24 protein-coding genes, 1 pseudogene and 1 riboswitch are annotated in these 26,141 nt (G+C 67.1%); of the genes and pseudogenes, 16 read left to right on the top strand and 9 right to left on the bottom strand.

From position 1 onward, the window contains the following. Nucleotides 1–24 precede the first annotated feature (24 nt). Nucleotides 25–663: a Vgb family protein gene (locus tag Q9235_RS19205; protein WP_306223395.1), complete on the top strand. Its 639-nt coding sequence runs from the start codon at nt 25–27 to the stop codon at nt 661–663. Between the two features lie 143 nt (nt 664–806). Here Q9235_RS19205 and Q9235_RS19200 read toward each other — a convergent pair whose 3' ends face one another. Together Q9235_RS19200 and Q9235_RS19195 are read right to left on the bottom strand one after the other, a co-directional pair. After that, nucleotides 807–1,970 carry a M20 aminoacylase family protein gene (locus tag Q9235_RS19200; protein WP_306223394.1) on the bottom strand — a complete coding sequence of 388 codons (1,164 nt, stop codon included), beginning with the start codon at nt 1,968–1,970 and terminating at the stop codon, nt 807–809. Between the two features lie 105 nt (nt 1,971–2,075). Continuing rightward, nucleotides 2,076–3,002, bottom strand: a complete 927-nt coding sequence (locus Q9235_RS19195; RefSeq protein WP_306223393.1) for a LysR substrate-binding domain-containing protein — start codon at nt 3,000–3,002, stop codon at nt 2,076–2,078. A 130-nt stretch (nt 3,003–3,132) separates the two neighbouring features. On the opposite strand from Q9235_RS19195, the gene Q9235_RS19190 reads away from it, so the two are divergent. Then, the gene (locus Q9235_RS19190) at nt 3,133–3,837 is read left to right on the top strand and encodes an SDR family oxidoreductase (protein WP_306223392.1); all 705 of its coding nucleotides are present in this window, start codon (nt 3,133–3,135) and stop codon (nt 3,835–3,837) included. A gap of 18 nt (nt 3,838–3,855) precedes the next feature. On the opposite strand, the gene Q9235_RS19185 is transcribed toward Q9235_RS19190, so the two are convergent. The 3 genes from Q9235_RS19185 to Q9235_RS19175 are packed head-to-tail and all read right to left on the bottom strand — an operon-like array spanning nt 3,856 to nt 6,814. Next, on the bottom strand, nt 3,856–5,373 hold the full coding sequence (locus Q9235_RS19185) for a tripartite tricarboxylate transporter permease (protein WP_306223391.1): 1,518 nt from the start codon (nt 5,371–5,373) through the stop codon (nt 3,856–3,858). Between the two features lies 1 nt (nt 5,374). After that, on the bottom strand, nt 5,375–5,800 hold the full coding sequence (locus Q9235_RS19180; protein WP_306223390.1) for a tripartite tricarboxylate transporter TctB family protein: 426 nt from the start codon (nt 5,798–5,800) through the stop codon (nt 5,375–5,377). Nucleotides 5,801–5,842: 42 nt separating this feature from the next. After that, nucleotides 5,843–6,814, bottom strand: coding sequence for a Bug family tripartite tricarboxylate transporter substrate binding protein (locus Q9235_RS19175; RefSeq protein ID WP_306223389.1), 972 nt, complete (start codon nt 6,812–6,814; stop codon nt 5,843–5,845). 212 nt (nt 6,815–7,026) lie between these two features. Between Q9235_RS19175 and Q9235_RS19170 the strand changes: the two genes are divergently transcribed. The 5 genes from Q9235_RS19170 (at nt 7,027) to Q9235_RS19150 (ending at nt 12,563) form a co-directional block, all read left to right on the top strand. Beyond that, on the top strand, nt 7,027–8,478 hold the full coding sequence (locus Q9235_RS19170) for a bifunctional 2-methylcitrate dehydratase/aconitate hydratase (RefSeq protein ID WP_306223388.1): 1,452 nt from the start codon (nt 7,027–7,029) through the stop codon (nt 8,476–8,478). A 6-nt stretch (nt 8,479–8,484) separates the two neighbouring features. Next, a complete protein-coding gene (gene prpB / locus Q9235_RS19165) occupies nt 8,485–9,417 on the top strand; it encodes a methylisocitrate lyase (protein ID WP_306223387.1) in 933 nt (310 codons plus the stop codon). A gap of 105 nt (nt 9,418–9,522) precedes the next feature. Continuing rightward, entirely contained in the window at nt 9,523–10,473 is a 951-nt protein-coding gene (locus tag Q9235_RS19160; protein ID WP_306223386.1) for a Bug family tripartite tricarboxylate transporter substrate binding protein, read from the top strand. 71 nt (nt 10,474–10,544) lie between these two features. Beyond that, nucleotides 10,545–11,039, top strand: a complete 495-nt coding sequence (locus Q9235_RS19155; protein ID WP_306223385.1) for a tripartite tricarboxylate transporter TctB family protein — start codon at nt 10,545–10,547, stop codon at nt 11,037–11,039. Between the two features lie 3 nt (nt 11,040–11,042). Continuing rightward, a complete protein-coding gene (locus Q9235_RS19150) occupies nt 11,043–12,563 on the top strand; it encodes a tripartite tricarboxylate transporter permease (protein WP_306223384.1) in 1,521 nt (506 codons plus the stop codon). Nucleotides 12,564–12,569: 6 nt separating this feature from the next. On the opposite strand, the gene Q9235_RS19145 is transcribed toward Q9235_RS19150, so the two are convergent. Next, nucleotides 12,570–13,286: a GntR family transcriptional regulator gene (locus Q9235_RS19145; RefSeq protein ID WP_306223383.1), complete on the bottom strand. Its 717-nt coding sequence runs from the start codon at nt 13,284–13,286 to the stop codon at nt 12,570–12,572. Between the two features lie 117 nt (nt 13,287–13,403). Continuing rightward, a riboswitch (cobalamin riboswitch) is annotated at nt 13,404–13,602 on the top strand. A gap of 122 nt (nt 13,603–13,724) precedes the next feature. On the opposite strand from Q9235_RS19145, the gene Q9235_RS19140 reads away from it, so the two are divergent. From Q9235_RS19140 to Q9235_RS19100, 9 genes and pseudogenes are all read left to right on the top strand, one after another. Continuing rightward, nucleotides 13,725–15,671 carry a TonB-dependent receptor plug domain-containing protein gene (locus Q9235_RS19140; RefSeq protein ID WP_306223382.1) on the top strand — a complete coding sequence of 649 codons (1,947 nt, stop codon included), beginning with the start codon at nt 13,725–13,727 and terminating at the stop codon, nt 15,669–15,671. After that, nucleotides 15,668–16,528 (top strand): ABC transporter substrate-binding protein, encoded by an 861-nt coding sequence (locus Q9235_RS19135; RefSeq protein ID WP_306223381.1) that lies wholly within the window; start codon nt 15,668–15,670, stop codon nt 16,526–16,528. The genes Q9235_RS19140 and Q9235_RS19135 overlap by 4 nt, the downstream gene beginning before the upstream one ends. Next, complete coding sequence (locus Q9235_RS19130; RefSeq protein ID WP_306223380.1) at nt 16,525–17,538, top strand: FecCD family ABC transporter permease; 1,014 nt, start codon at nt 16,525–16,527, stop codon at nt 17,536–17,538. The genes Q9235_RS19135 and Q9235_RS19130 overlap by 4 nt, the downstream gene beginning before the upstream one ends. Before the next feature lie 71 nt (nt 17,539–17,609). Continuing rightward, nucleotides 17,610–18,329, top strand: a pseudogene (locus Q9235_RS19125) (ABC transporter ATP-binding protein); the annotation flags it as partial. Beyond that, the gene (locus Q9235_RS19120; protein ID WP_306223378.1) at nt 18,326–19,342 is read left to right on the top strand and encodes a DUF6925 family protein; all 1,017 of its coding nucleotides are present in this window, start codon (nt 18,326–18,328) and stop codon (nt 19,340–19,342) included. The pseudogene Q9235_RS19125 and the gene Q9235_RS19120, both read left to right, overlap by 4 nt. A gap of 123 nt (nt 19,343–19,465) precedes the next feature. Beyond that, entirely contained in the window at nt 19,466–20,104 is a 639-nt protein-coding gene (locus tag Q9235_RS19115; protein ID WP_306223377.1) for a lysophospholipid acyltransferase family protein, read from the top strand. Further along, the gene (locus Q9235_RS19110; protein ID WP_306223376.1) at nt 20,101–21,051 is read left to right on the top strand and encodes a phosphatidate cytidylyltransferase; all 951 of its coding nucleotides are present in this window, start codon (nt 20,101–20,103) and stop codon (nt 21,049–21,051) included. The genes Q9235_RS19115 and Q9235_RS19110 overlap by 4 nt, the downstream gene beginning before the upstream one ends. Continuing rightward, complete coding sequence (locus Q9235_RS19105; RefSeq protein WP_306223375.1) at nt 21,048–21,437, top strand: hypothetical protein; 390 nt, start codon at nt 21,048–21,050, stop codon at nt 21,435–21,437. Before Q9235_RS19110 ends, Q9235_RS19105 begins: the two co-directional genes overlap by 4 nt. A 3-nt stretch (nt 21,438–21,440) precedes the next feature. Then, entirely contained in the window at nt 21,441–22,082 is a 642-nt protein-coding gene (locus Q9235_RS19100; RefSeq protein WP_306223374.1) for a CDP-alcohol phosphatidyltransferase family protein, read from the top strand. 15 nt (nt 22,083–22,097) lie between these two features. Here Q9235_RS19100 and Q9235_RS19095 read toward each other — a convergent pair whose 3' ends face one another. The 3 genes from Q9235_RS19095 to Q9235_RS19085 are packed head-to-tail and all read right to left on the bottom strand — an operon-like array spanning nt 22,098 to nt 26,041. Continuing rightward, nucleotides 22,098–23,243, bottom strand: coding sequence for an iron-containing alcohol dehydrogenase (locus Q9235_RS19095; protein WP_306223373.1), 1,146 nt, complete (start codon nt 23,241–23,243; stop codon nt 22,098–22,100). Then, complete coding sequence (locus Q9235_RS19090; RefSeq protein WP_306223372.1) at nt 23,243–24,625, bottom strand: aldehyde dehydrogenase family protein; 1,383 nt, start codon at nt 24,623–24,625, stop codon at nt 23,243–23,245. The genes Q9235_RS19095 and Q9235_RS19090 overlap by 1 nt, the downstream gene beginning before the upstream one ends. Nucleotides 24,626–24,673: 48 nt before the next feature. Continuing rightward, on the bottom strand, nt 24,674–26,041 hold the full coding sequence (locus Q9235_RS19085; protein WP_306223371.1) for a glutamine synthetase family protein: 1,368 nt from the start codon (nt 26,039–26,041) through the stop codon (nt 24,674–24,676). Nucleotides 26,042–26,141: the final 100 nt, after the last annotated feature.

Genomic DNA, 26,141 nt, shown 5'->3' with positions numbered 1-26,141 from the left:
AACAACAGACGCAGGAGCGCCATCATGACGATACAAGCTGCCGAGATCACCCGCACCTATGGCCCGTTTCCGGGCGTCGAGAAGGTCCATGGCGTCAGCTTCGACGGCGCCAATGTCTGGTTCGCCTCCGGCGACCGGCTGAACCAGCTCGATATCGTCAAGGGCGAGGTCGTCAGAACCATCGATGTTCCCGCCCATGCCGGCACGGCCTTCGACGGCACGCATCTTTTCCAGATCGCCGAGGACCGCATCCAGAAGATCGATCCGCGGACCGGCTCGGTGCTCGGCACGATCCCCGCGCCCGGCAAGGGCGGCGATTCCGGCCTTGCCTGGGCCGAGGGATCGCTCTGGGTCGGCCATTATCGCGAGCGCAAGATCCATCAGATCGATCCGGCCACCGGCAAGGTGCTGCGCAGCATCGAGACCAACCGCTTCGTCACCGGCGTGACCTGGGTCGACGGCGAGTTGTGGCACGGCACCTGGGAAGACGGCGAAAGCGAGTTGCGCCGTATCGATCCCGCGACCGGCAAGGGGCTGGACGCTGTCGCCATGCCGCCCGAGATAGGCCTCTCCGGGGTGGAATCGGACGGTGCCGACCTGTTCTATTGCGGCGATGGCGGCAAGAGCACGCTGCGGGCCGTGCGCCGGCCGAAGCGCATCTGAGCATTAGGACATGAGCCTGTTTGACACAGGCTCATGTCTACGCCGGCCGGCATGGGGTTTGGCTCCATGGATCAGGGGATGTTTGCAAGGCTCTTCCCCGAAGGAGCTGCCGCCGGAAAGATCTCTCCCGGCGCAGCCGAAGCTCAGCCTTCGGGCAGCCTGTGCCGGATGATCGCGGCGTGGAAGCGGGCGCCATGGATCAGCCCGCGATCGTCGAAATCATAAGACGCGTTGTGCAGCGGCGCCGAGCCCTCGCCATTGCCGACATAGGCGAAGCAGCCGGGCACGTGGTCGAGGAAGCGGGCGAAATCCTCCGAACCCGTCATTGGCTCGGATGCGATCGCGACATCGCCGTCGTCGAGCACGGTCCGGGCTGCGGCGAGCGCTTCTCGCGAAAGCTCCGCGTCGTTCACCAGCGGCACGAACTCGCGCGTATAGGTCAGTGCGCAGGTCAGGTTGTAGCTCTCGGCTGTGCCGTGCGCGATGATGCCCATCTGGCGCTCGATCTCGGCACTGACCTCGGGGCGGAAGCAGCGGGCATCGCCGAGGATGCGGGCGGTTCCCGGCAGCACGTTGCGTGTGCCATCCGTCAGCAGTTCGGTCACCGAGACGACCGCGATATCGGCCGGGCTCAGCCGGCGCGAGACGATGGTCTGGAGCTGCATCACCAGCGCGCAGGCGGCGACCAGAACCTCGCTTCCCGCATGAGGTTTGGCGGCATGCCCGCCGACGCCCCTGAGCACGATCTCGAAATTATCCTCGGCCGACATGAAGGAGCCGGCGCGCGTCTGGAACCGGCCTATGCCGAGGCCCGGCATGTTGTGGAGGCCGTAGATCTCGTCGAAGGGGAAGCGTTCCATCAGCCCGTCGTCAAGCATCGCGAGCGCCCCGCGGCCCCATTCCTCGGCCGGCTGGAACAGGAAGCGCACGGTGCCGTCGAAGCCGCCTTCCTCCGCCAGAAGCTTGGCCGCTCCGAGCAGCATGCTGGTATGGCCGTCATGGCCGCAGGCATGCATCACGCCGGGCGTCTGCGAGCGATAGGGTTGCTCGCTCTGCTCGGTGATGCGCAGCGCATCCATGTCGGCACGCAAGGCGATGGCGCGGTTGCCGCTGCCGCGCTTGAGTGTGCCGACGACGCCTGTGCCGCCGACGCCCTCGACGACCTCGTCCAGGCCGAATGCGCGCAGCTTCTCCGCGACGAAGGCCGCCGTCTGCTTCTCTTCGAAGCCGAATTCCGGATGCGTATGCAGATGGCGCCGCCACGCGGTCATCTCGGATTGCAGGGCGTCGAGATCGAGCTGGGACATCGGAGCGGCCTCGCGTCACGGGATGCCGAAGGGATAGTGCAGTTGCGTCGAAAGAAGCGCTGCAATCCTGTCTGCTGGATGCAAATTTGTTTCGCGGGACTGAGACTAGGCCGGCGAGGCGTCCGATCGCGAACTGGAGCGGTGGCCCGCTGCGGCTTCGGCCAGCCAGCGACATACCTCCTCGACCGGGCCGGGATGCCGGGGTTTGCGCGGGGTGACGATATGGAAGCCTGCTTCGACTGGCAGCTCCGCTGGAAGAACGCGGGCTAGTCGGCCTGACGCGATGTCGTCAGCGACCAGGAAAAGGCTGGCCAGGGCGAGACCCTGCCCGGCGATGGCCGCCTCGACCGCGAGCGAGGTCTGGTTGAACCGCACATTCTGCGCGGAGGCGGGCGCGCCGCCCGGAAATGCCTTGCCGAGGAAGGCCGGCCAGAAATCGTGGGCATCATGCAGCAACGGATAGCGCGCGAAATTTCGGGGATCGCCGGGATCGCCGAGCTTTTCGACCAGCAGGGGGCTGCCGATGGCGATGATGGTCTGCTCGTGCAGCAGTTCCGCAGTGAGCCCCGGCCCGAATGGCGGATGCCCGAGCCTGACCGCGAGATCGACGTCATCCGTCTCGAAATTGGAAAGGCGGTCGGTCGCGACGATCCGCAGGTCGATCGTCGGGTGGGCTGCCGTGAAGTCCGGGAGGCGGGGGATGAGCCAGCGTGAGGCCAGGCTCGGCGTGACGCTGATCGTCAGGCGCTGCGGTTCGGCGCGCAGGTCGCGTGTCGCTTCAGCGATCAGGTCGAAGGCGCGCCGGATCTTGGCGGCATATTGCTGTCCGGCCTCGGTCGGCTCCAGACCCTGGGGGCGGCGCAGGAAGAGCTTCAACCCGAGCTCCGCTTCGAGGCCGCGGATCAATTGTGCGACGGCGCCTTGCGTCACGCCGATCTCCTCGGCGGCGAGCCGGAAGTTCAGATGACGGGACACGACCTCGAAAACGCGGAGGCCGTTCAATGGCGGCAGGCGGCGAGAGGAAGATGACATGCGATAGTTTTTCTATTGGCAATGCTGCGTGGAACTGGTTCGCTGCGTGGCGCTGCCAATGCTAGAAGATGCGTAACGATCATTATGCAGCAGCGCTGGCTGCTGCGGTATCAAGCCGGAGGATAATAGCATGTCGGTAGAAAAAGTGGCCCTGATCACCGCGGGCGGAAGCGGCATGGGCGCGGCGGCAGCGAAGCGCCTCGCACAGGACGGCTTCGCCGTCGCCATTCTCTCCTCCTCGGGCAAGGGCGAGGCGCTGGCCGCCGAGCTCGGCGGCATCGGCGTCACCGGTTCGAACCAGTCGAACGACGACCTGAAGCGTCTGGTCGATCTCGCCATGGAACGCTGGGGCCGTGTCGACGTGCTCGTCAACAGCGCCGGTCACGGGCCGCGTGCGCCGATCCTCGACATCACCGACGAGGACTGGCACCGCGGCATGGACGTCTATCTGCTCAACGCCATCCGGCCGACGCGGCTGGTGACGCCGATCATGCAGAAGCAGAAGGCCGGCGCGATCATCAACATCTCGACGGCCTGGGCTTTCGAGCCGAGTTCGATGTTCCCGACCTCTGCGGTGTTCCGGGCGGGGCTCGCCTCCTTCACCAAGATCTTCGCCGACACCTATGCGGCCGACAATATCCGCATGAACAACGTGCTGCCGGGCTGGATCGACAGCCTGCCGGCGACGGAGGAACGGCGGCAGGGCGTGCCGATGCAGCGCTACGGCACCAGCGACGAGATCGCCGGCACCATCGCCTTCCTCGCCTCGAAGGACGCGGCCTATATCACTGGTCAGAACCTGCGCGTCGACGGCGGCATCACCCGCTCGATCTGACGTTGTTCCGGGCGCCGTTCAGGCGCCCGCCTTCCCGCTCTCGGCCGCTGGCACGGCCGGATGGAGCGCGGGCTTGCGGATGAACGGCAGGCCGATCGCGACGATTGCCAGCAGCCAGAGCACGATGCTGGTCGGGGTCGAGAACAGAATCTCGTAGCCGCCATCCGACAAGGACAGTGCTCGGCGGAAATTGTCTTCCAGCAGCCGCGCCAGCACGAAGGCCAGCATCAGCGGGATCAAGGGTATGCCGACCTTGCGCAGGCCATAGGCGAGGATGCCGATGCCGGTTGTGATGATCAGCTCGAAGGCCGAGTTCGAGACGGCGTAGACGCCGGCATAGGACAAGGCGAGGATGCCGGGATAGAGAATCCAGGCCGGCACCAGCAGCAGGCGCGCGAACAGTCCGACCAGAGGCAGGTTCAGCACCAGCAGCATCAGGTTGCCGATATACATCGAGGCGATCAGGCCCCAGGCGACCTCGGGGCGCTGCGTGAACAGCAGCGGGCCGGGCGTGATCGAGTACATCATGAAGGCACCGAGCATCACAGCCGTGGTGCCGGAACCGGGAATGCCGAGCGCCAGCATCGGCACCATCGAGCCGGTCTGCGCCGCGTTGTCGGCGGTTTCCGGCGCCGCGAGGCCGCGCATGTCACCCTTGCCGAAGGTGCCCTTGTCCGAGATGCGCTTTTCGGCGGTATAGGCCATGGCCGAGGCGACGGAGGCGCCGGTGCCCGGCAGCACGCCGAGGAAGAAGCCGAGGCCGGTCGCACGCAGCATGGCCGGCACGCAGTACAGGATTTCCTTGAACGACAGCCGGGCGCCACTTCCTGTGCGCGAGACCACGCCGCTGATCATCCCTTCCGCCAGCACGAGGATTTCGGCGACGGCGAAGAGGCCGATGGTCAGGCTGGTGAAGTCGATGCCGCCGAGCAGTTCCAGCGAGCCGAAGGTGAAACGCTCGACGCCGGTGCCGCCATCGATGCCGACCATGGCGAGCAGGAGCCCGAGCGCCACCGCGATCCAGGTCTTCACCGCCTTGCCCTCGCTCATCGTCCCGAGCAGGGCGAAAGACAGCACCATCAGCGCGACATAATCGGCCGGGCCGAAGGAGAGCGCGAGCCGCGCCAGCGGTACGGCCAAGAAGGTCATCAGGATGACGGCACTGGTGCCGCCGACGAAGCTGCCGATGCCGCTGATCGCCAGCGCCGCCGCGCCGCGCCCGGATTTGGCGAGCGGATAGCCGTCGAGCGTGGTCATCACCAGCCCGGGATCGCCGGGGATGTTGAGCAGGATCGAGGAGATGCGGCCGCCATAGCCGCTGCCGTAATAAAGCCCGGCGAGCAGGATCAGCGCCGTCTCCGGCGGCAATTTCAGCGCGAAGCAGAGTGGCAGCAGCAGCGCGACCGCGTTGATCGGGCCGATGCCCGGCAGCGCGCCGATGGCGGTGCCGAGCGCCACGCCGGCGAAGGCGACGCCGAGGTTGAGCGGGGTCAGCGCGACCTGGAAGCCGGTGAGCAGGGCGGCGAAGGCGTCCATCTCAGATCCCCAGCGGTCCGCGCGGCAGCGGCAGGTCGAGCACCTTGTCGAGCAGCACGAAGAAGACGATCGCGGTGGCGACCGCGGAGGCGGCTGCCGGCAGCGGCCGCGCATGGAAGGCCAGCGCGGCCACGAAGCAGAGGAGCGACGTGGCCGCGATGAAGCCGATCGGCAGCAGGAGCAGCGGGTAGATCAGGCTGGCCACGAGCACGGCGAGCGCGCGCGGCCATGTCCCGAACTCCATCGTCACCGGCCCCGGGCGCAGCATCAGGATGAAGCCGCCCAGGATCAGCACGCCGCCGGTGATCGTCGGGAACATGCGCGGCCCGACCGGATCGGCCGCGAAGGGCACATGCAGGGTCTGCGCGTGCCAGATCGCGCCCGCGCCGATGAGCGCGCAGATCAACCCGACCAGGCGATCGATCATGATCCTCTCCCGTCCTGCTGTCGTGGCGAAGGGCTTCTGCCCTTACTTGGCGAGGCCGACCTCGGCCGCCAGCGTCCGGAAATCGGCGGTCCGCTTCTTGGCGAAGGCGTCGAATTCCGCGCCGACCATGTTGAACTCGAACAGACCCTGCTCGGTGCGGGCTTTCTGCCAGCGCGGATCGGCGTTGAGCTTGGTCAGCACGCCCGTCCAGTAGGCGTAGGACGCTTCCGGCGCCTTCGGCGGGGCGTAGAAGCCGCGCACGATCGGCCATTGCACGTCGTAGCCCTGTTCCTTGGCCGTCGGCACTTCGGCGAAGGCACCGGGCAGGCGCTTTTCCGAGAAGGTCGCGAGCAGGCGGATCTCGCCGGCTTCGAGCTGGCCGCGCACCTCGGAGGCGTCGCCGGGGAAGAGGTCGATATGGCCGCCGATCAGGGCGCCGATCGCCTCGCCGCCGCCCTCATAGGCAAGGTAGCGCATCTTGCGCGGATCGACGCCGGCCGCCTTCAGCACCAGCGCGGGCTTCATCCAGTCCTGGCTGCCGACGGTGCCGCCGGCGCCGACCTTGACCGAGGTCGGGTCCTTCTTCAGGGCTTCGACCACATCGGCCAGCGTCTTGAAGCGGCTGTCCTTGCGCACGGCGAGCACGCCGTAATCGGCGCCGATCGCGCCGAGCCAGCGCACGTCGGATTCGCTGAAGCGGCCGAACTTGCCCTGGGCGAGATTGACCCAGGACCCCGTCGAAACCGCGACGATGACATTGGCATCGGCGGCGCGCTGAGCCTGGATGTTGTTATAGGCGATGGCGCCGATGCCGCCCGGCATGTTGGTGGTGCGGATCGAGGGGCCGACCAGCCCGGTCTCGTTCAGCAACCGGCTGGTGAGCCGGCAGGTCAGGTCGAAGCCGCCGCCGGGCGCGGCAGGCGCGATGCATTCGGGGTTCTGCGGCTGGAAGTCCTGCGCGTGGACGGTTGCCGAGAGCAGCAGCGCGCAGCAGGTGGCGATCGTTGTTCTCATGGCGTTCCTCCGAAACTCTTGTTGCTCCCGCCTGTCGGCGGCGGGGTTTCGTCGTCAGTCCGGGCTCATGATCGGCCCGGTTCGATTGTCGACAATTTTCAGATTAGCGAACCGGAACCGCTTGTCAAACCGGCGGGTCGATGTAATTTGTGTCGACAATAAACGCTGGCCAGAATGAAAAGGCCGGCGATCGATGCGAGGAACGGCCCAAAATGGCGACATTCAACAACAATGAGCGTCCGGCTCCGGACGGCGTGCTGGTCGATATCGCCGACTATGTGCTGAACTATCGCGTCGAGAGCAGCCTCGCCTACGAGACCGCCCGCAACTGCCTGATCGACACGATGGGCTGCGGCATGGAGGCGCTGGAATACCCCGCCTGCACCAAGCTGCTCGGCCCCGTCGTTCCCGGCACGGTCGTGCCGAATGGCGCCCGCGTGCCCGGTACGCCCTATCAGCTCGATCCGATCCAGGCGGCTTTCAATTTCGGCACGATGATCCGCTGGCTCGATTTCAACGATTGCTGGCTCGCGGCCGAATGGGGCCATCCGTCCGACAATCTCGGCGGCATCCTTGCGGTTGCCGACTGGCTGTCGCGGACCGCGGTCGCGGCCGGCAAGGCGCCATTGACGATGCGCGACGTGCTGACCGCGATGATCAAGGCGCACGAGATCCAGGGCTGCCTCGCGCTGGAGAACGCCTTCAACAAGGTCGGCATCGACCATGTCATCCTGGTCAAGGTCGCCTCGACCGCGGTGGTGGCGGGCATGCTCGGGCTCGACCGCGACGAGATCGTCAACGCGCTCTCGCTCGCCTTCGTCGACGGCCAGGCGCTGCGCACCTATCGCCATGCCCCCAATGCCGGGTCGCGCAAGAGCTGGGCGGCGGGCGATGCCACCAGCCGCGCCGTCCGGCTCGCCCTGATCGCCCGCACCGGCGAGATGGGCTGCCCGTCAGCACTCACCGCGAAGACCTGGGGCTTCTATGATGCCTCGTTCCGCGGCCAGAGCTTCAAGTTCCAGCGCCCCTACGGCTCCTATGTGATGGAGCATGTGCTGTTCAAGATTTCCTACCCGGCCGAGTTCCACTCGCAGACGGCGGTCGAGGCGGCGATGACGCTGCACGATCAGCTCAAGGCGATGGGCCGCAGCAGCGACGACATCGCCTCGATCAGGATCAGGACGCACGAGGCCTGCATCCGCATCATCGACAAGCGCGGCCCGCTGCATAATCCGGCCGATCGGGACCACACCATCCAGTACATGGTCGCCGTGCCCTTCATCTTCGGCCGTCTTACCGCCGCCGATTACGAGGACGATATCGCCGCAGATCCGCGCATCGACGCGCTGCGCGACAAAATCGAATGCGTCGAGGATCCAGCCTTCACCAAGGACTACCACGATCCCGAGAAGCGCTCGATCGCCAACGGTATGACGGTGACCCTGAAGGATGGCACGGTGCTGCCCGAGCTCGTGGTCGAATACCCGATCGGCCACAAGCGCCGCCGCGCCGACGGCATTCCGCTGCTCGAAGCCAAGTTCCGCACCAACCTCGCCCGCCGCTTCGTCGAGAAGCGTCAGCGCCAGATCCTCGGTGTCTCGCTGGATCAGGCCAGGCTCGAAGCAACGTCGGTCAACGACTACGTCGATCTCTACTGCAACTGAGCGCCCATGCCCTATCTCGTCGCCTCCGATCTTCCCTCCGAACCGGCCGGTCAGCGCTTTCGGGCGCTGGTCGAGCGCGGCGGCATCGCGCGCCTCCCCGGAGCCCATAACGGCATGGCCGCGATCCAGGCCAGGATGGCCGGCTTCGAGGGCTTGTATCTGTCCGGTGCGGCCATGACCGCGTCGATGGGGATTCCCGATCTCGGCATGATCACCGTCGACGAGGTCGCCTTCTTCGTCCGCCAGATCGCGCGGGCTTCCGGCCTGCCGCTGCTGGTCGATGGCGATACCGGCTATGGTGAGGCGCTCAACGTCATGCACATGGTGCGCGTCTTCGAGGAGGCCGGTGCCGGTGCCGTCCATATCGAGGACCAGCTCCTGCCGAAGAAATGCGGCCATCTCAACGACAAGAAACTGGCCGACGCCCATGACATGGCGGCCAAGGTCGCAGCGGCTGCGAAGGCGCGCCGCCACCTCTACGTAATCGCCCGCACCGATGCGGCCGCGAGCGAAGGCATCGACGGCGCGGTCGCCCGCGCCAAGCTCTATCTCGAGGCCGGCGCGGACGCGATCTTCCCGGAGGCGCTGACCACGGCCGAGATGTTCCGCGAGTTCGCCCGCCGCATGCCCGGCGTGCCGCTGCTCGCCAACATGACCGAGTTCGGCCGCACGCCCTTCTTCACGGCCTCCGAGTTCGAGGCGATGGGTTATCGCATGGTGATCTGGCCGGTCTCCTCGCTGCGCGTCGCGAACAAGGCGCAGGAAAAGCTCTATGCCGCGCTCGCCCGCGACGGCGGCACCCATGCCATGGTCGAGCAGATGCAGACGCGGGCCGAGCTCTACAAGACGATCGGGCTTGCCGATTACGAGGCGCTCGACGCCTCGATCGTCGCGACGATTACGCCGGAAGGCATGCCGCAGCGCGAGCGTAGCGCATGAGGACACGAGGGCGCCGGAACGACCCGGCGCCCGAACTGCGGATGGCGCGGCAACAGAACGACCAGCCGAAAACGGCGGCGTAACGACAACGGGAGGAGATGAAAGATGCTGAAGCGTTTGACGATGGCCGGTGTCCTGGCCCTGGGGCTCGGCTCCGGCGTGGCCCTGGCCGAGCCGGCCAAGGTCATGATCCCCGCCAATCCCGGCGGCGGCTGGGACGGGGCCGGGCGCCATACCATGGCGGCCTTCGCCCAGTCCAAGGTCTTCACTGACGGCGCGTCCTTCACCAACAAGGGCGGTGCCGCCGGCACGATCGGCCTCGCCGAATTCGTCCGCACCGCCAAGGGCGACGACAACGCCCTGCTGGTCACCGGCGTCATCATGGTGGGCGGCGTCATAACCAACCAGACGCCGGTCTCGCTCAAGGACACGACGCCGCTCTTGCGCCTGACCAACGAGTACAACGCCATCGCCGTGCCCGCGAATTCGCCGATCAAGACCCCGGCGGACTTCATCGCCGCGCTCAAGGTCGATCCCGGCGCGCTCTCGGTCGGCGGCGGCTCGGCCGGCGGCGCCGACCATGTCATGCTGGCGCTGCTCGCCAAGCATGCCGGCGCGCCTGTCGGCAAGATCAACTTCGTCGCCTTCTCCGGCGGTGAGATTCTCGCCGCGCTCGGCGGCGGCAAGATCAAGGCGGCGATCTCCGGCGCCTCGGAATTCCGCGCCTTCGCCGAATCCGGCCGCATCCGCATCATCGCGACCTCCGGCCCGACGCGGGTCGAAGGCTTGAACGCCCCGACGCTGAAGGAAGCCGGCATCCCCGTGGAGATCGGCAACTGGCGCGGCTTCGTCGGTGCGCCCGGCATGAGCGATGCCGCCAAGAAGACCTGGCTCGACCGCTTCGCCAAGCTCCACGCCACCAAGGAGTGGAAGGAGACGCTGAAGACGCAGGGCTGGGAGGATGCCTATCTGCCGGGTGACGCCTTCAACGATTTCCTCAAGAGCGAGGAAACCAACTGGACCAGCGCGCTCAAGGAAGTCGGCATCCTGAAATAGCCTCCGTCGAAGCCGGACGGCGCGCCTGAGCGCGCCGCCCGCGATCCATCGCGAAGGGACGGGCAGGGCAGATGTCGTCGACGAAGACCAATTCCATAGCGTCCCGCGGCCGAGGGCCCTGGTGGCTCGGGCTCGCCATCCTGGTCATGGGCGCGCTCTGGCTCAATGGCGCGCGCGGCATCGCCTCGACCACCAATTATGTCGGTGTCGGGCCGGCCGCGATCGTGCTTGCCGTCGGGCTGGGACTCGTCCTGCTCGGCTTCCTGCTGATCGTGCAGGCGCTGAAGGGGCAGCTCGCGCCCGCCAGCGAGGATGAGGAGGAGGCGCCGTTCTCGCGCCCTGCCTTCCTGATGGCGCTGGCCGGGGTCGGCGTACCCTTGCTGACGATCCGCTGGCTCGGCTTCCCGTTCAGCGCGATGCTGGCCTTCACGCTCGTGACACATGCCTTCGGCTCGCGCCGCACCTTGCTCGATCTCGGTATCGGCGCGCTGATCGCCAGTCTCGCCTGGTTTGGCTTCTCACGCCTTGGCATCAGCCTGGGCCCCTTCTTTCCCCTTCTGGGCTGAGTCATGGACGTCCTGAACCAGTTGCTCGGCGGGTTCGCGGTTGCCTTGCAGCCGATGAACCTGTTCTGGGCCTTCATCGGCTGCGGGCTTGGTACCGCGGTCGGTGTGTTGCCTGGTATCGGCCCGGCATTGACCATCGCTCTGCTCCTGCCGGTCACCGCGCAGGTCAATCCGGCCTCGGCCTTCATCATGTTCGCCGGCATCCTCTACGGCGCGCTTTATGGCGGCTCGACCACCTCGATCCTGCTGAACACGCCGGGCGAGAGCGGTTCGGTGATGACGGCGCTCGAAGGCAATCGCATGGCAAGGCGCGGCCGTGGCGCCGCGGCGCTGGCGACCGCCGCGATCGGCTCCTTCGTCGCCGGCACGATCGGCACGCTGGCGCTGACCTTCCTCGCGCCCGCCATCGCCGAACTCGCCTTCGTCTTCGGCCCGGAGGATTATTTCGCGCTGATGATGCTGTCCTTCACCTCGGTTGCGGTGGTGATGGGGCGCTCGATGGTGCGCGGCTTCGCCGCCCTGTTCTTCGGGCTCGCGCTCGGCACGATCGGCATCGACACTCAGACCGGCCAGACCCGGATGGTCTTCGGCACGCTCGAACTGCTCGACGGCGTCTCCTTCACGGTCGTGCTGGTCTCGCTCTTCGCGATCGGCGAGACACTCTATGTCGCGAGCCGCAGCGGGGCAGCGCCGGCCGCGATCAACCCGCTCTCCGGCGGAAGCTGGATGACCCGGCAGGATTGGGTGCGTTCCTGGAAGCCCTGGCTGCGCGGCAGCGTGATCGGCTTCCCCATCGGCGCACTGCCGGCCGGCGGCACGGAAATCCCGACCTTCCTCTCCTATGCGCTGGAGCGCCGCCTGACCAAGCACCCCGAGGAGTTCGGCCAGGGCGCGATCGAGGGCGTCGCCGGTCCCGAGGCTGCCAACAACGCGGCGGCGGCCGGCATCCTCGTTCCGCTCCTGACGCTAGGCCTGCCCTCGACCGCGACGGCGGCCGTCCTGCTCGCGGCCTTCCAGAATTACGGGCTCCAGCCCGGCCCGCTGCTCTTCGCGACCAACCCGGACCTGCTCTGGGGCCTGATCGCCTCGCTCTATATCGGCAATGTCATCCTGCTCATCCTCAATCTGCCGCTGGTCGGCATCTGGGTCCGGCTGCTGCTGATCCCGCGCCATTACATCTATGGCGGCATCGTCGTCTTCGCGATGGTCGGCGTCTGGGGCCTGTCGACCTCCTGGATGGACCTTGCGTTGATGTGCGGGCTGGGCCTCGTCGGCTATGTCGCGCGGGTCCATGACTTCCCGATAGCGCCGGCCCTGATCGGCCTGATCCTCGGCCCGCAGGCGGAAATCCAGCTCCGGCGCGCGCTCGCCGTCAGTCAGAACGACTGGAGCGTGCTGGTCGGCACGCCGATCGCGGCGACGCTGCTCGGGATCGCCGCGCTGGTGCTGGTCGTGCCCCCTTTGCTCGCCTATCGCCGCCGCCGCGCCGAGGCGGAAGGGCAATCGGCCGCCGCCACCGGCTGAACCGCGTCAGCGCTTCCCACCGCTCCGGCGCTTGCCCGGCTTGGCGCTTTCGCTCGCGGCCAGCGCGGCCTGAAGTGCCATGCGGGCGGCGCGGATATGGCGCCGCATCAGGATTTCCGCGAGCTCGCCGTCGCGATGGCTGATCGCCTCGGTGATCCGCATATGCTCGCGCCAGGCCTCGCGGCCACGCCCCGGCACCGTGGAATGCAGCCGCCGGCACAGGCGCAGACGCGGATAGAACTGCTCGCAGAGCAGCTCTGCCAGGATCGGGTTGCCGCTGCCCTTGGCAATGCGGCGGTGGAAGTCCGCTTCGGGCTCGTCCTGGAGATAGGCCCCCATCGGATTGCGCTCGATCTCGTCGCGATGCCCCGTGACCAGCGCCTCCAGTGCCGCGATCTCGTCATCGCTCATGCTTTCGGCCGCGAGACGGGCGGCCATGCCTTCGGTCGCCTCGCGCACGTCGAGCAGCGCAAGGAACTCGGCCGCGCTCGGCTCGGCGACGCGCGCCCCCTGATTGGCTACATAGGTGACGAGCCCGCGCTCCTGCAGGCGCCGGATCGCCTCGCGTACCGGCGCGCGGCTGACGCCGAAGCGGCGCGCGATCGCCGGCTCGCTCAGCTTGGCGCCGGGCGCGATCTCCCCGGAGACGATGGCCGAGGAGAGGTCGTCGTAGAGTTTGACGGTGACGCCCACGCTCGCGGGGGGCAAAGTCTCGGCCAGCATCGAGCGGGTGCCTATCTGCTTCTGTTCTGCGGAGTATAGCGCAGTAGCCGCAATTGCCGAGCCTGTTCATGGCCCCGATGTCGGGACGGCGGCCGTTTGACGCCGCCACTTTTTCGCCCTACTCGTCGACCCGACGGTTCCCTCACGGGATCAAAAGGGAACGCGGTGCGGGTGGCGAGCCACCCCATGCCGCGGCTGCCCCCGCAACTGTAAGCGGCGAGCCTTTCGCCACACGCCACTGGGGCCTCGGACCTGGGAAGGCGGTGAAAGGCACCGACCCGCGAGCCAGGAGACCTGCCGTCAGCCGTGGTCACACGCGGACACGTTCGGCCGGGGTGCGCCGATCGCTGATTCGACCGTTCGCCGTCTTTCGTACGGCTGATGGGAGATCGCGTTCGCGGTGACGTGCCACTGACGTCAACGCCCGAGGTCTCCATCGTGAACGTCTCCCTCCCGGCCGCCGGACGCGGCCGCCTGCTGCTGTCCGCTTCCTGCCTTGCCATCCTGGCTGCCGCTGCTCCGGCCGCCGCCCAGAACGAGCCCGCCACCGTGGCGCTCGACGAGATCGTCGTCAGCGCCACGGGCACGCCGACCCCGGCGCGCGAGATCGCCAGTTCCGTCACGGTGATCACCGCGAAGGAGATCGAGCAGCAGCAGCGCCGCACCCTGCCGCAGGCGCTGGCCGCCGTGCCCGGCCTCAACATCGTGCAGACCGGCGGGCCGGGCGGCCTCACCTCGGTCTTCATGCGCGGCACCAACTCCAACCACGTCAAGGTGCTGATCGACGGCATCGAGGCGAACGACCCCTCCGCGCCGAACCGCGCCTTCGATTTCGGCTCGATGCTGACGGAGGATATCGAGCGCATCGAGGTGCTGCGCGGCCCGCAGAGCGGCCTTTACGGCGCCAACGCGCTGGGAGGCGTCATCTCGGTGACTACCAAGCGCGGAGAAGGCCCGCCGAAGATGACGGCGCGCGTGGAAGGCGGCTCGCACGGCACCTTCAACCAGTCCCTCGGCTTCAGCGGGGGCGATGCGCGCTTCAACTACGCCTTCAACGCCAGCCATTTCCGGGCCGACGGAACCGAGGTGACGCCGCCGAACCTCGTGCCGTCCGGCCGCCGGATCAATCCGAACATCTTCGACAATTACAGCTATTCGGGGCGCCTCGGCTTCGCGCTCACCGACACGCTGACGCTGAACTGGGTCGGCCGCTATCAGGACGGCCAGCTCCGTTATACCGGCGATACCGGCTTCCCGAGCAAGCCCTCGCCCTATCGCTCCCAGCAGAACTACGCGCAGGCCTTCACCCGCGGCGAGGTGGTCTGGGACCCGTTTGGCGGACGCTTCGTCAACACCTTCGGCGTCTCCTACTCGCGGCAGGACCGGGGGACGCGGACGGCTTCCGCGATGACCGGGCTGCTCGGCCTGCCCAATCAGAGCCTCGGCGAGCGCACCAAGTTCGACTGGCGCGGCAATCTCGAGATCAGCAAGGGTCACAACCTGATCATGGGCCTGCAATATGAGCGCGAGCGTCTGGACACGACGAGCCTTATCGCCTCGAACGGCAACAAGGCCGCCTATCTCGAATATCAGGGCAATATCGAGGACCGCTATTTCATGGCGGCCAATATCCGCCGCGACCATGACGACAGCTATGGCGGCCACACGACCTATCGTGTCGCGCCGGCCGTCATCATTCCCGGCATCGAGACCAAGCTGAAGGCGAGCTACGGCACCGGCTTCAAGGCGCCGACGCTGAGCGAACTCTTCATCGACTACCGCCCCGGCTACAATTTCTTCGGAAACCCGAACCTGAAGCCGGAGGAAAGCCGCGGCTGGGATATCGGTTTCGAGCAGCCGCTCCTCGACAAGCGTGTTCAGTTCGGCGCGACCTGGTTCCAGAACGATATCGAGAACCTGATCGTCACCAACATCAGGCGTGATTCCTACGCCAATATCGGCAAGGCCAGGACGAAGGGCGTCGAGGCTTTCGCCGCGCTCGAAATCTCGCCGCAGTTCCGCGTCCGCGCCGATTACACCTTCACTCTCGCCAGGGACGAGATCGCCCGGCAGGAGCTGCTGCGCCGGCCGCGCCACAAGGCGAGCATGACCGCGACCTGGACGCCGACGGACAAGCTCAGCCTCTCGGCGACGCTGATCCATATCGGCTCATGGGTCGACGGCAATCGCGATTTCTCGGTCCCGCGCATGCGGGCGAAGGGTGCGACGCTGGTCAATCTGGCTGCCGAATACAAGGCGAGCGACAAGGTGACGGTGTTCGGGCGGGTCGATAACCTCTTCGACAAGCGCTGGGAGAATCCGGTCGGCTTCCTCGTGCCGGGCCTCGGCGTCTTCGGCGGTATCAAGGTGGCCATCGGCGGATGACGTTTTCTCGGGTCCTGCGGCGCCTGCGTGGCGCCTGCCTGATCACCCTCGCGCTCTCGGGCGCGATCGCATCCGGCGTGGCCGCTGCGGAGCGGCCGGCGCGTATCGTCTCGCTCAACATGTGTACGGACGAGCTCGTGCTGCGTCTGGCCGATCCCGCACGCATCGCTTCGGTGACCTGGCTGTCGCAGGACCCGCGCAACGCCAACATGGCCGAGGCGGCGCGCCGGATACCGGCCAATCACGGCCTCGCCGAGGAGGTGCTGGGGTTCAGGCCCGACCTCGTCGTCGCTGGCGCCTATACCACCCGCGCGACGGTGTCCCTGCTCGGGCGCGTCGGCGTCGGCGTCAGGGAATTCGGCGTTCCCCGCAATCTCGCGGAGATGAAGGCGCAAATCGCGGAGATGGCCGACGCTCTCGGCGAGCCCGCGCGCGGGCAGGCGCTGCTCGCAGGCATCGAACAACGTCTGCAGGCTCTCGCCGCCCGCCGCGTCGACAAACCTTTGCGAGCGATCGTGCTCCGTCCCAGCGGCTTCACGGTCGGGCGCGGCTCGCTCGTCGACGAGATCCTGACCCGCGCCGGCCTCGTGAACATCGCCGCCGAACTGGGTGTCGAGAGCTATGGCCAGATCGCGCTCGAAACAGTGGCGCTCGGCCGTGCCGAGATCCTGATCCTGAATGAGACACCGGACGGTCCGCCCTCGCTGGCGTATGAGATCCTGCACCATCCGGTGATCGAGCGGCTCGGCGACCGCATGAAGCTCGTCGCCCTGCCGTCGCGGCTCTGGACCTGCGCCGGCCCGAGCGTGCTCGACGCGATCGAATTGCTGGTCAGCGCCGTGGAGAAGAAGCAATGATGCCGGAAGCTTCACCCGGCATCAGGCCGGCCCCGCTGCTGGGATTGCTTGCCCTCGCCACCCTGGCGATGACCGCGATCTCCATGGCCGTCGGCTACGCACCCTTGGCGCTCGGCCAGGCGGTGACGGATCTCCTTGCAGGACAGAAGAGTCTGCCGGCGCTGGTGCTCTATGAACTGCGCCTGCCGCGCGCCCTGCTCGGCGCCCTCGTCGGCTTCAGCCTCGGCATGGCCGGCGCGGCGATGCAGGGGCTGCTGCGCAATCCGCTGGCCGAGCCCGGTGTGATCGGCATTTCCAGTGCGGCGGCCTTCGGTGCCGTCCTCGCCTTCTATAGCGGGCTCTCCGCCAGCCTCGCGCTCGCGCTGCCGCTCGGCGGCATCGCCGGAGCGCTCGTGGCGACCGTCATCCTCTTCATCCTGCTCGGCCGCGGCGCGAGCACGACGACGCTGATCCTCGCAGGCGTGGCCCTCAACAGTTTCGCGGGCGCGGCGACCGCGCTCGCGCTCAACCTCGCGCCCAACCCTTATGCAGCACTGGAGATCGTGTTCTGGTTGATGGGCTCGCTGGCCGACCGCAGCATGATCCACGTCGCGCTCGCTCTGCCGTTGATGCTGATCGGCTGGGTCCTGCTCGCCTCGACGGCACCGGCGCTCGATGCCCTCAGTCTCGGCGAGGATACCGCGGCGAGCCTCGGCTTCGATCTCGGCTGGCTCAGGGCACGCTTGATCGGCGGCGCGGCGCTGGCCGTCGGCAGTGCGGTCGCGGTGACCGGTGCGATAGGCTTTGTCGGATTGGTTGTACCGCATCTGCTGCGCCCGCTGGTCGGCCATCGGCCGGGCCGGTTGCTCATTGCCAGCGGCTTCGGCGGCGCCATCCTCGTGCTCGCGGCCGATATAGGCGTGCGGCTCATGCCGGTCCGGCCGGAGCTCAAGCTCGGCGTGGTCACCGCATTGATCGGCGCACCTTTCCTCTTCGCGCTGGTACAGCGCTTGCGCCGCGAGGCTGTGTGATGGCGATCACGGCGTCCGGCATCACGGTTTCGCTCGGTGGCAAGCCGATCCTGCAAGAGGTCGATACCCAGATCCGGCCGGGCGAGCTGCTCGGCCTGATCGGACCCAACGGCGCCGGCAAGACGACCCTGCTGCGCGTGCTGGCGGCGTTGCTCGCGCCGGAGAGTGGCAGTGTCGATTACGACGGCGCTACGTCACGGGAACTCGGCCGCCCTACGCTCGCGCGCCGCGTTGCCTTCCTGGCTCAGGGTGGGGAAGTGCCGGCGGCGCTCTCGGTCGAGGCCTTGGTCGGGCTCGGCCGCTTGCCGCATCGGCGCCCTTTTGCCGAGCAGGGGGATGCGGATCGGCACGCGGTCGCGCGGGCATTGTCATTGTGCGACGTGGCGGGCTTCGCCGGCCGTGCGGTCGGGACGCTTTCGGGCGGCGAGCGCCGCCGCGTCCTGCTGGCACGGGCGCTCGCGGTCGAGGCGCCCTATCTTCTTGCGGATGAGCCGCTGGCGGGGCTCGACCCGCAGCATCAGCTCGACACGCTGCAACTTCTGCGCCGGATCAGCGCTGATGGCATCGGCGTGGTCGTCGTGCTGCACGACCTCACGCTCGCCGCCCGCTTCTGCGACAGGCTCCTCCTGCTCGATCATGGTCGGCGCGTTGCCGACGGATCTCCTGCGGAAGTTCTCGACGACGTCAGGCTCGCGCAGGTCTTCGACATCCAGGCCATGCGCGGCTCCCACGCCGGCGAGCCCTTCCTCCTGCCGTGGCGTACGCTCGAGAACGGAAAGACCGCTTCATGACCGGAACCGACACGGTGCGCAGCCTCCTGCGCGATCACCTTCTCGACGCCGGCAGCCAGTGGAATCTCGGCACCTTCGGCGCCATCGCGGAATTCATGCGCGACGCGGGCGAGCTGTTCGAGATCGTCGATGAGCCCGGTCGTCTCTCGGTGACGACGGCCCGCGGCGGCATCGGCTTTGGCGCGCTCGATGGCGTCCGCCTTCACGCGTCGGAAAGCGCTGTCGGCAGCGGCTGGAACCACCGCGTCGCGCTCTGCCTGCCGGAAGGCGCCTGCGCGATGAACCGACGCAGCGTCCTGACCGAGCTCGGCCCGGACGCGGAGGCGCTGCGGCCGCAGGATGCGGCGGGCATCTTGTTCGACATGGGGCTCGGCGCGCTCCAGGCCGATATCTGCATTCGCACCACTGATCCCGCGCTGATCGCGGCATTGCGGACGGAGGTCGGGCGCTCCCTGTTCGAGCCCGGCAACCGCGCGATGGGGGCGATCGTCGCGGCCGGCCCACACCGGGCCTTCCTCGCCCGCTTCGGCCGCTGCGAGGTCTACCAACCGATCCCGCCGGCGGATGGCCGCAGCCCGGAAGGCCCGCATACCCATGTGCTGCCCCAGCTCATGCGCGGCGGCCGCACCCATGCGGCGACCGAGCCGGTGCCGGAAGGCTTCGTGCCGTGCGCTCATCTCGTACCGGCGCACCCGCTCAAGGATGGCTTGGGAAGACCGCATGCCTTCGACCGCGCGGCTTTTCATGCCTTTGAGGCGCTTCATGATAGCTTCGGCGATCCCACCCTGATCGCGCTGAAGCGAAGCGCACGCGAGGCCATCGCGGCCGGCCATGCTCCCGATGCTTTCGAGGCGCCCCGCAGTCGTTTCGGGCGACAGGCGCTTCGTGTCTTCCTCAGGCAGACGGCTTTCGGCGGTACTGACAAGAGACAGCTAAGTGCATGGTGCGCCGCATTCGATCCACGCGAGACCGACTCCGAGGACGGCACGGTGCTCGATCCCTATGGACACTGAAGCCGCGAAGCGTTGCCCACGGCTGTGGCAGCCGTTGCCTTTGCGTCGGCAGCCTGTCGATATCGACAGCGCCTGAAACAGGCGCTACCTCCTCTGCACGGCTAACGGGGGCGAGATCGGGGAATGCGTGAGGCAGTGGCAAGTCTGGCTGGCGCGCTCATTCTCTTCTTCGCCCGCTTCATCACGGCCGTGCGCGGTCGCTGGGCGGGCGCCGAGCCCAGCGACGAGCAGCGCATCTACTTCGCCAACCACGCCAGCCACGGCGATTTCGTCCTGATCTGGACCGTGCTACCGCGGCGCCTGCGTTTCACGACCCGGCCGGTTGCGGGCAGCGACTACTGGCTGGAGAGCAATTTGCGCCGCTTCATCGGCCGCGACGTCTTCGATGCCGTCCTGATCGACCGTGATCGCGAGAGCCGCACCAGCGACCCGATCGCGCAGATGACCGAGGCGCTCGATGCCGGCTCCTCGCTGATCGTCTTTCCCGAGGGCACGCGCAACACCACCGAGGCACGCTTGCTGCCGTTCAAGAGCGGCCTGTTCCATCTGGCGCAGGCGCGACCGAACGTGGCCTTGGTGCCGGCCTGGATCGACAATCTCAACCGCGTCATGCCCAAGGGCGAATTCGTGCCGATCCCGCTGATCTGCACGGTGACCTTTGGCGCGCCGCTTCGCCTCGCTGACGGCGAGGCAAAGCAGGCTTTCCTGACACGGGCCGAAGCCGCGCTGCTAGCTCTGTCCCCGAAGGCGAACGCGCCATGACGATGCCGCATCCCGATCTGGTGGCCGTGCTCGCCGGCATCCTCGGCGTCCTCGTCGTCGCCTCGACCATCGGCTTCGTGCTGCAGCGCAAGCTCTCGCCCGATGGCAACAATGCGGTAGTCGAGAACCTCAACGACCGCATCCGGGCCTGGTGGGTCATGGTCGTGCTGATGGGTGTGGCGCTGATCGGCGGCAAGACCGGCGTAACCCTGCTCTTCGGCTTCTGCTCCTTCGCGGCCTTGCGCGAGTTCATCACGCTGACCGATACGCGCCGCGCCGATCACTGGGCGCTGGCCACGGCCTTCTTCATCGTGCTGCCGGTGCAGTATTACCTGATCTGGATCGAGTGGTACGGGCTCTATTCGATCTTCATCCCGGTCTACGCCTTCCTGCTGATGCCGATCATCGCTGCGGCGCGCGGCGACACCGAGCATTTCCTCGTGCGCATCGCCGAGGTGCAATGGGCGCTGATGATCTGCGTCTTCGCCACCTCGCATGTGCCGGCGCTGCTCAGCCTCCAGATTGCCGGCTACGAGGGCCGCAATGTCCTGCTGATCGCCTTCCTCGTCATCGTCGTGCAGCTCAGCGACGTGCTGCAGTATGTCTGGGGCAAGCTGCTCGGCCGCACCAAGATCGCGCCGAAGCTCTCGCCTTCGAAGACGGTGGAGGGCTTCGTCGGCGGGGCGCTGAGTGCGACTGCCGTCGGCGCCGGCCTGGCCTGGATGACGCCGTTCTCAGCCCTCCAGGCCGCTTTCCTAGCGCTGGTCATCGTCCTCATGGGCTTCTTCGGCGGGCTCGTCATGTCCGCGATCAAGCGCGACCGCGGCGTCAAGGATTGGGGCAACCTGATCGCCGGCCATGGCGGCTTCATCGACCGGCTGGACTCGGTCGTGTTCTCCGCGCCGATCTTCTTCCATCTCGTGCGCTACGGTTGGTCAGCCGTATGAGCGGCCCGCTCGCGCGCCTGATGCGGAGCAGCATCGTCCATGTCGGATTTGCCTTCCTCGCCATGGGGAGCTGGGCAGCCTTTGCCAACCGCGCCCATCCGATGCCGGCGCCGCTCCAGGCCGGGCTGTTGCAGGGCGCGATCTCGGCCACGATCACGCTGGTGCTGAAACGCGCGATCGAATATCTCGCCAGCCGCTTCTCCGGCCTGCTCGCGCTGGTGGCGCCGCCGGTGATCGCCGGCCTCGTCTCCGCGAGCCTGCTGACGACCCTCCACACTCTCAGCGGCACGCCCGAGATCGCGAAGACCATCGCCGTGCCGCTCACCGTCGCGACGAGCTATGCCGCGCTCTACAATTATTCGCTCTGGCGCACCCGGGGGGCCTGAATCATGGCGCAGGACGAGAATCGCCGCCCGCTAGCCAGCCGCGATTCCGGCTGGGCCCGCGCCATCGCCCGCCGCTTGAGCGCGGCTTCCATCACGCCGAACCAGATCTCGATGGCGAGCATGGTCATGGCGGCCGTCGCCGGCTTCGCCTTCTGGCAGGCGGGCACGGCCACGGGAAGCGCTCGCGTGGCCCTTCTCCTGTTCGCAGCGCTGTTCTGCCAGTTCAGATTGCTCTGCAACCTCTTCGACGGAATGGTGGCGATCGAGGGCGGCAAGCAGGCGCCGGACGGACCGTTCTGGAACGAATTCCCCGATCGCGTCGCCGATATCCTGATCCTCGTCGGTACGGGCTACGGTGTTGGGCTGCCGGCGCTAGGCTGGGCGGCGGCAGCCTTTGCCGTGCTGACCGCCTACACCCGAGAGCTCGGCCGCAATTGCGGCTTGCCGGCTGATTTCTCCGGGCCGATGGCCAAGCAGCACCGCATGGCGGTGATCACCGCCGCTGCCGTGCTGTCACTGCTGGAGCCGCTCTGGAGCGGCCACAATCAGGTCATCACAGTAGCCCTCTGGCTCATCGCCGTAGGCGCCGCGATCACCGCGATCCGGCGCGCTGCGAACATCGTCCGCAAATTGCGCGCCGGCTGATACCGTCCGCCGATCTCAGATCGACTCGATGAGCAGCTTGCGCGCCGCCTCGACCGTGAGTTCCACCGGATTGCCGCCGGTCGAAGGATCGGCCACGGCGGCCTCGGCCAGCTCGTCGATCCGGTCGGTGCCGACGCCGAGCGCGCCGAGCTTGTCGGGAATGCCGAGGTCAGCCCGCAGCTTCAGCACGAAATCATAGAAGCCGTCGAAGCCCCCGGCGATGCCGAGATAGGCGGCGGCCGCCGCGATCTTGTCCTCGATCGCCGGGCGGTTGAAGCGCAACACCGGCGGCATGACGACCGCGTTCGTGGTGCCGTGATGGGTGTGGTAGACCGCGCCGACCGGGTGGGAGAGCGAATGGATCGCGCCCAGCCCCTTCTGGAAGGCGACGGCGCCCATCGCGGCTGCAGCCATCATCTGCGTGCGTGCCTCGATGTCGCTGCCGTCGGCATAGGCGCGCGGCAGATAGGTCTTCACCAATCGCATGCCTTCGAGCGCGATGCCCTGGCTCATCGGGTGGAAGAAGGGCGAGGAATAGGCCTCCAGGCAATGCGCGAAGGCGTCCATGCCGGTGCCGGCGGTGATCGCCCTGGGCATGCCGGCCGTCAGTTCGGGGTCGCAGATCGTCACGCCCGGCAGGAATTTCGGGTGGAAGATGATCTTCTTGGTATGGGTCTGCGAATTGGTGATGACCGAGGCGCGGCCGACCTCGGAGCCGGTTCCCGCCGTGGTCGGCACTGCGACGATCGGCGCGATGCCCTCGATCGAGGCACGCGTCCACCAGTCGCCGACATCCTCGAAATCCCAGACCGGCCGGGTCTGCCCGGCCATGAAGGCCACGCATTTGCCGAGGTCGAGGCCGGAGCCGCCGCCGAAGGCGACGACGCCGTCATGCCCGCCGGCCTTGAAGGCGCGCACGCCGTCGTCGAGATTGCGCTCGTTGGGGTTAGGATCGACATCGGCGAAGATCGCGCGGCCGAGCCCGCCGGCTTCGAGGATGTCGAGCGCGTTGGCGGTGATCGCCATGCTCGCCAGCCCGCGATCGGTCACGAGCAGTGGCCGCTTCATGCCGAGCGCCTTGCAGTGATCGGCCAGTTCCCTGATCCGCCCGGCGCCCAGCTTGACGGCGGTCGGATAGCTCCAGTTCGCGGTGATCGGCATCAGCCAGCTCTCTTCAAATGGTAGGATTTCGGGCGGGTGAGGTTGTGGAAGCCGATGACGGAGAGCGAACCGCCGCGCCCGGTCTCCTTGACGCCGGTCCAGCACAGGGCCGGGTCGAGATAATCGGCGCGGTTCATGAAGACGGTGCCGGTTTCGAGCTCTGCGCCCAGCCGCGCGGCGCGTTCGTCATCGCCGGTCCAGAGCGAGACGGTGAGGCCGTATTTGGAATCGTTCATCAGCGCGAGGGCCTGCGCATCGTCGCGCACCTTCATGATGCCGACCGCCGGCCCGAAGGTCTCCTCGCGCATGATCGTCATGGAATGATCGACATCGACCAGGACCTGCGGCGCGAGATAGGCGCCGCCATCGTCCTGCGGGAACAGCTTGGGGTCGACCAGCGCCCGCGCGCCCTTCGCGGTCGCTTCCGCGATCTGCTCGCGCACCACCTGCGCGAAGCGCTTGTGAGCCATCGGGCCGAGCGAGGTCTCGGGATCGAGCGGGTTGCCGAGGCGGTAATTCGAGACCCAGTCGACCGATTTCTCGACGAAGGTGTCGTACAGGCTCTCATGCACATAGATGCGCTCGATGCCGCAGCAGCATTGCCCCGAGTTGAAGGTCGCGCCGTCCATCAGCGTGTCGACCGCCTTGTCGAGATCGGCGTCCTCCATGACGTAGCCGGGGTCCTTGCCGCCGAGTTCCAGCCCGATCCCGGTGAAAGTGCCGGCGGCGGCGCGCTCGATCGCCTGCCCGCCTGCGACCGAGCCGGTGAAGTTGATGAAGTCGAACTGCTTCTCGGCGATCAGGCGCGACGAGGTCTCATGGTCGAGGAAGACATTGGCGAAGATCTCTTCCGGCACGCCGGCCTCGTGGAAGGCGCGCGCCAGTCGCTCGCCGGTGAGGAGCGTCTGGCTGGCATGCTTGAGGACGACCGCATTGCCGGCGATCAGCGCCGGCGCGACCGAGTTGATCGCGGTCATATAGGGGTAGTTCCACGGCGCGATCACGAAGACGACGCCATGCGGTTCACGCGCGATGAAGCGCTTGAAGGCGGCGCTGTCCTCGATCACGAGCGGCGCCAGTGCTTCGTTCGCGATCGAGGCCATATAGTTCGAGCGCTCGTTGAAGCCCTTGAACTCGCCGCCGTACTTGATCGGCCGGCCCATCTGCCAGGCGAGCTCGGTCACAACTTCCTGGCCCATCTCGTTGAGCCGCGCCACGCCCTTGAGAACCAGCGCGATGCGCTCGTCGAGCGGGCGTCGCGCCCATGCCTTCTGCGCTTTGCGGGCGCGCGCGACCACGGTCTTCGCCTCGTCGAGCTTCAAGGCCGGCCGTTCGGCATAGACCGAGCCATCCACCGGCGACACGCATCGGATCATCGTCATCGTCACTATCCGTCTGGCTGAAGGCTTCTGCTGTTGGGGGAGGCCGGATCAGGCGCGTTCAAAACCGCGCTTCACTTCCCAATCGGTGATCCGGCGGTCGTATTCCTCCTGCTCCCATTCGGCGGCGCGGACATAATGGTCGATCACGGCGTCGCCGAAGGCTTTGCGCAGCATCGCCGAACCCTTCAGCGCCACGGTTGCGTCACGCAGGGTCTTCGGGATTTCGCGGATGTCACGGCCGCCATAGGCATCGCCGACGAAAGCCTCTTCCAGCTCCATCTTCTGCTCGATCCCGTCGATGCCGGCGGCGAGTAGTGCCGCCATGGCGAGATAGGGGTTGAGGTCCGAGCCGCCGACCCGGCATTCGATCCGGATGCCCTTGGTGCCGGCGCCGCAGAGCCGGTAGCCGGCGGTGCGGTTGTCGGCGCTCCAGATTGCCTTGGTCGGCGCGAAGGTGCCGGCGACGAAGCGCTTGTAGGAATTGATATAGGGCGCGAGGAATCCGGTGATGTCGGAGGCATGGGCGAGCAGCCCCGCCACATAGCTCCGCATCAGCGGCGACATGCCGTATTTCGCCTGCGCGTCGAGGAAATGCGGGGTCTTGCCGTCGGCGCTCCAGAGCGACTGGTGGATATGCGAGGAGGAGCCGGCATGGGCGTTGCTCCACTTGGCGAGGAAGGTGATCGACTTGCCCTGCGCCCAGGCGATCTCCTTGCAGGCGTTCTTGATGATCGCGTGCCGGTCCGCCATCGTCAGCGCATCGGCATAGCGGACATTGATCTCCTCCTGTCCGGCCGAAGCTTCGCCCTTGGAGTTCTCGACCGGGATGCCGGCGCCCTGCAGACCGTTGCGGATCGCCCGCATCACCGCCTCTTCCTTGGTGGTCTGGAAGATGTGGTAGTCCTCGTTGTAGCTGCTGGCGGTCTTGAGGTCGCGATAGCCGCTGGCGCAGGCGTTCTCGTAGCTCTGGTCGAACAGGAAGAACTCGAGCTCGGTCGCCATATAGGCCTTGAGCCCCATCGCCTCGAGCCGCTTGACTTGGCTTTTCAGCACCGCGCGCGGCGAGTGCGGGATGTCATGGCCGTGATGGTCCTGCACGTCGCAGAGCACGAGCGCCGTGCCTTCGAGCCAGGGCACGCGGCACAAGGTCGAGAGGTCCGGCTTCATCGTATAGTCGCCATAGCCGGCGGCCCAGCTCGTCGCCGCATAGCCGGCTACGGTTTCCATCTCCATGTCGGTGGCGAGCAAATAGTTGCAGCTATGCGTCTCGTGATGCCCGCTCTCCAGGAAAAAGGCGGCATGGAAGCGCTTGCCCATCAGGCGCCCCTGCATGTCGACGAGACAGGCCAGTACGGTATCGATGCGACCGGCGGTGACATCCTCTCTCAGGGCGTCGAGCGTGTAGGCTTGCGTCATGCCGGTCATCCATCTCCGATGCGCGATCTTCACACGGGAATGCGCCTGGCGGAATAGCCGGCTCGCATCCCCAGGCCTGAATATTCAGCGGGGCTCCGCG

It is taken from the genome of Bosea beijingensis, from assembly GCF_030758975.1.
In the GTDB taxonomy this organism is placed as follows: Bacteria; Pseudomonadota; Alphaproteobacteria; order Rhizobiales; family Beijerinckiaceae; genus Allobosea; species Allobosea beijingensis.
This window is presented reverse-complemented; position numbering and strand designations above follow the sequence as displayed.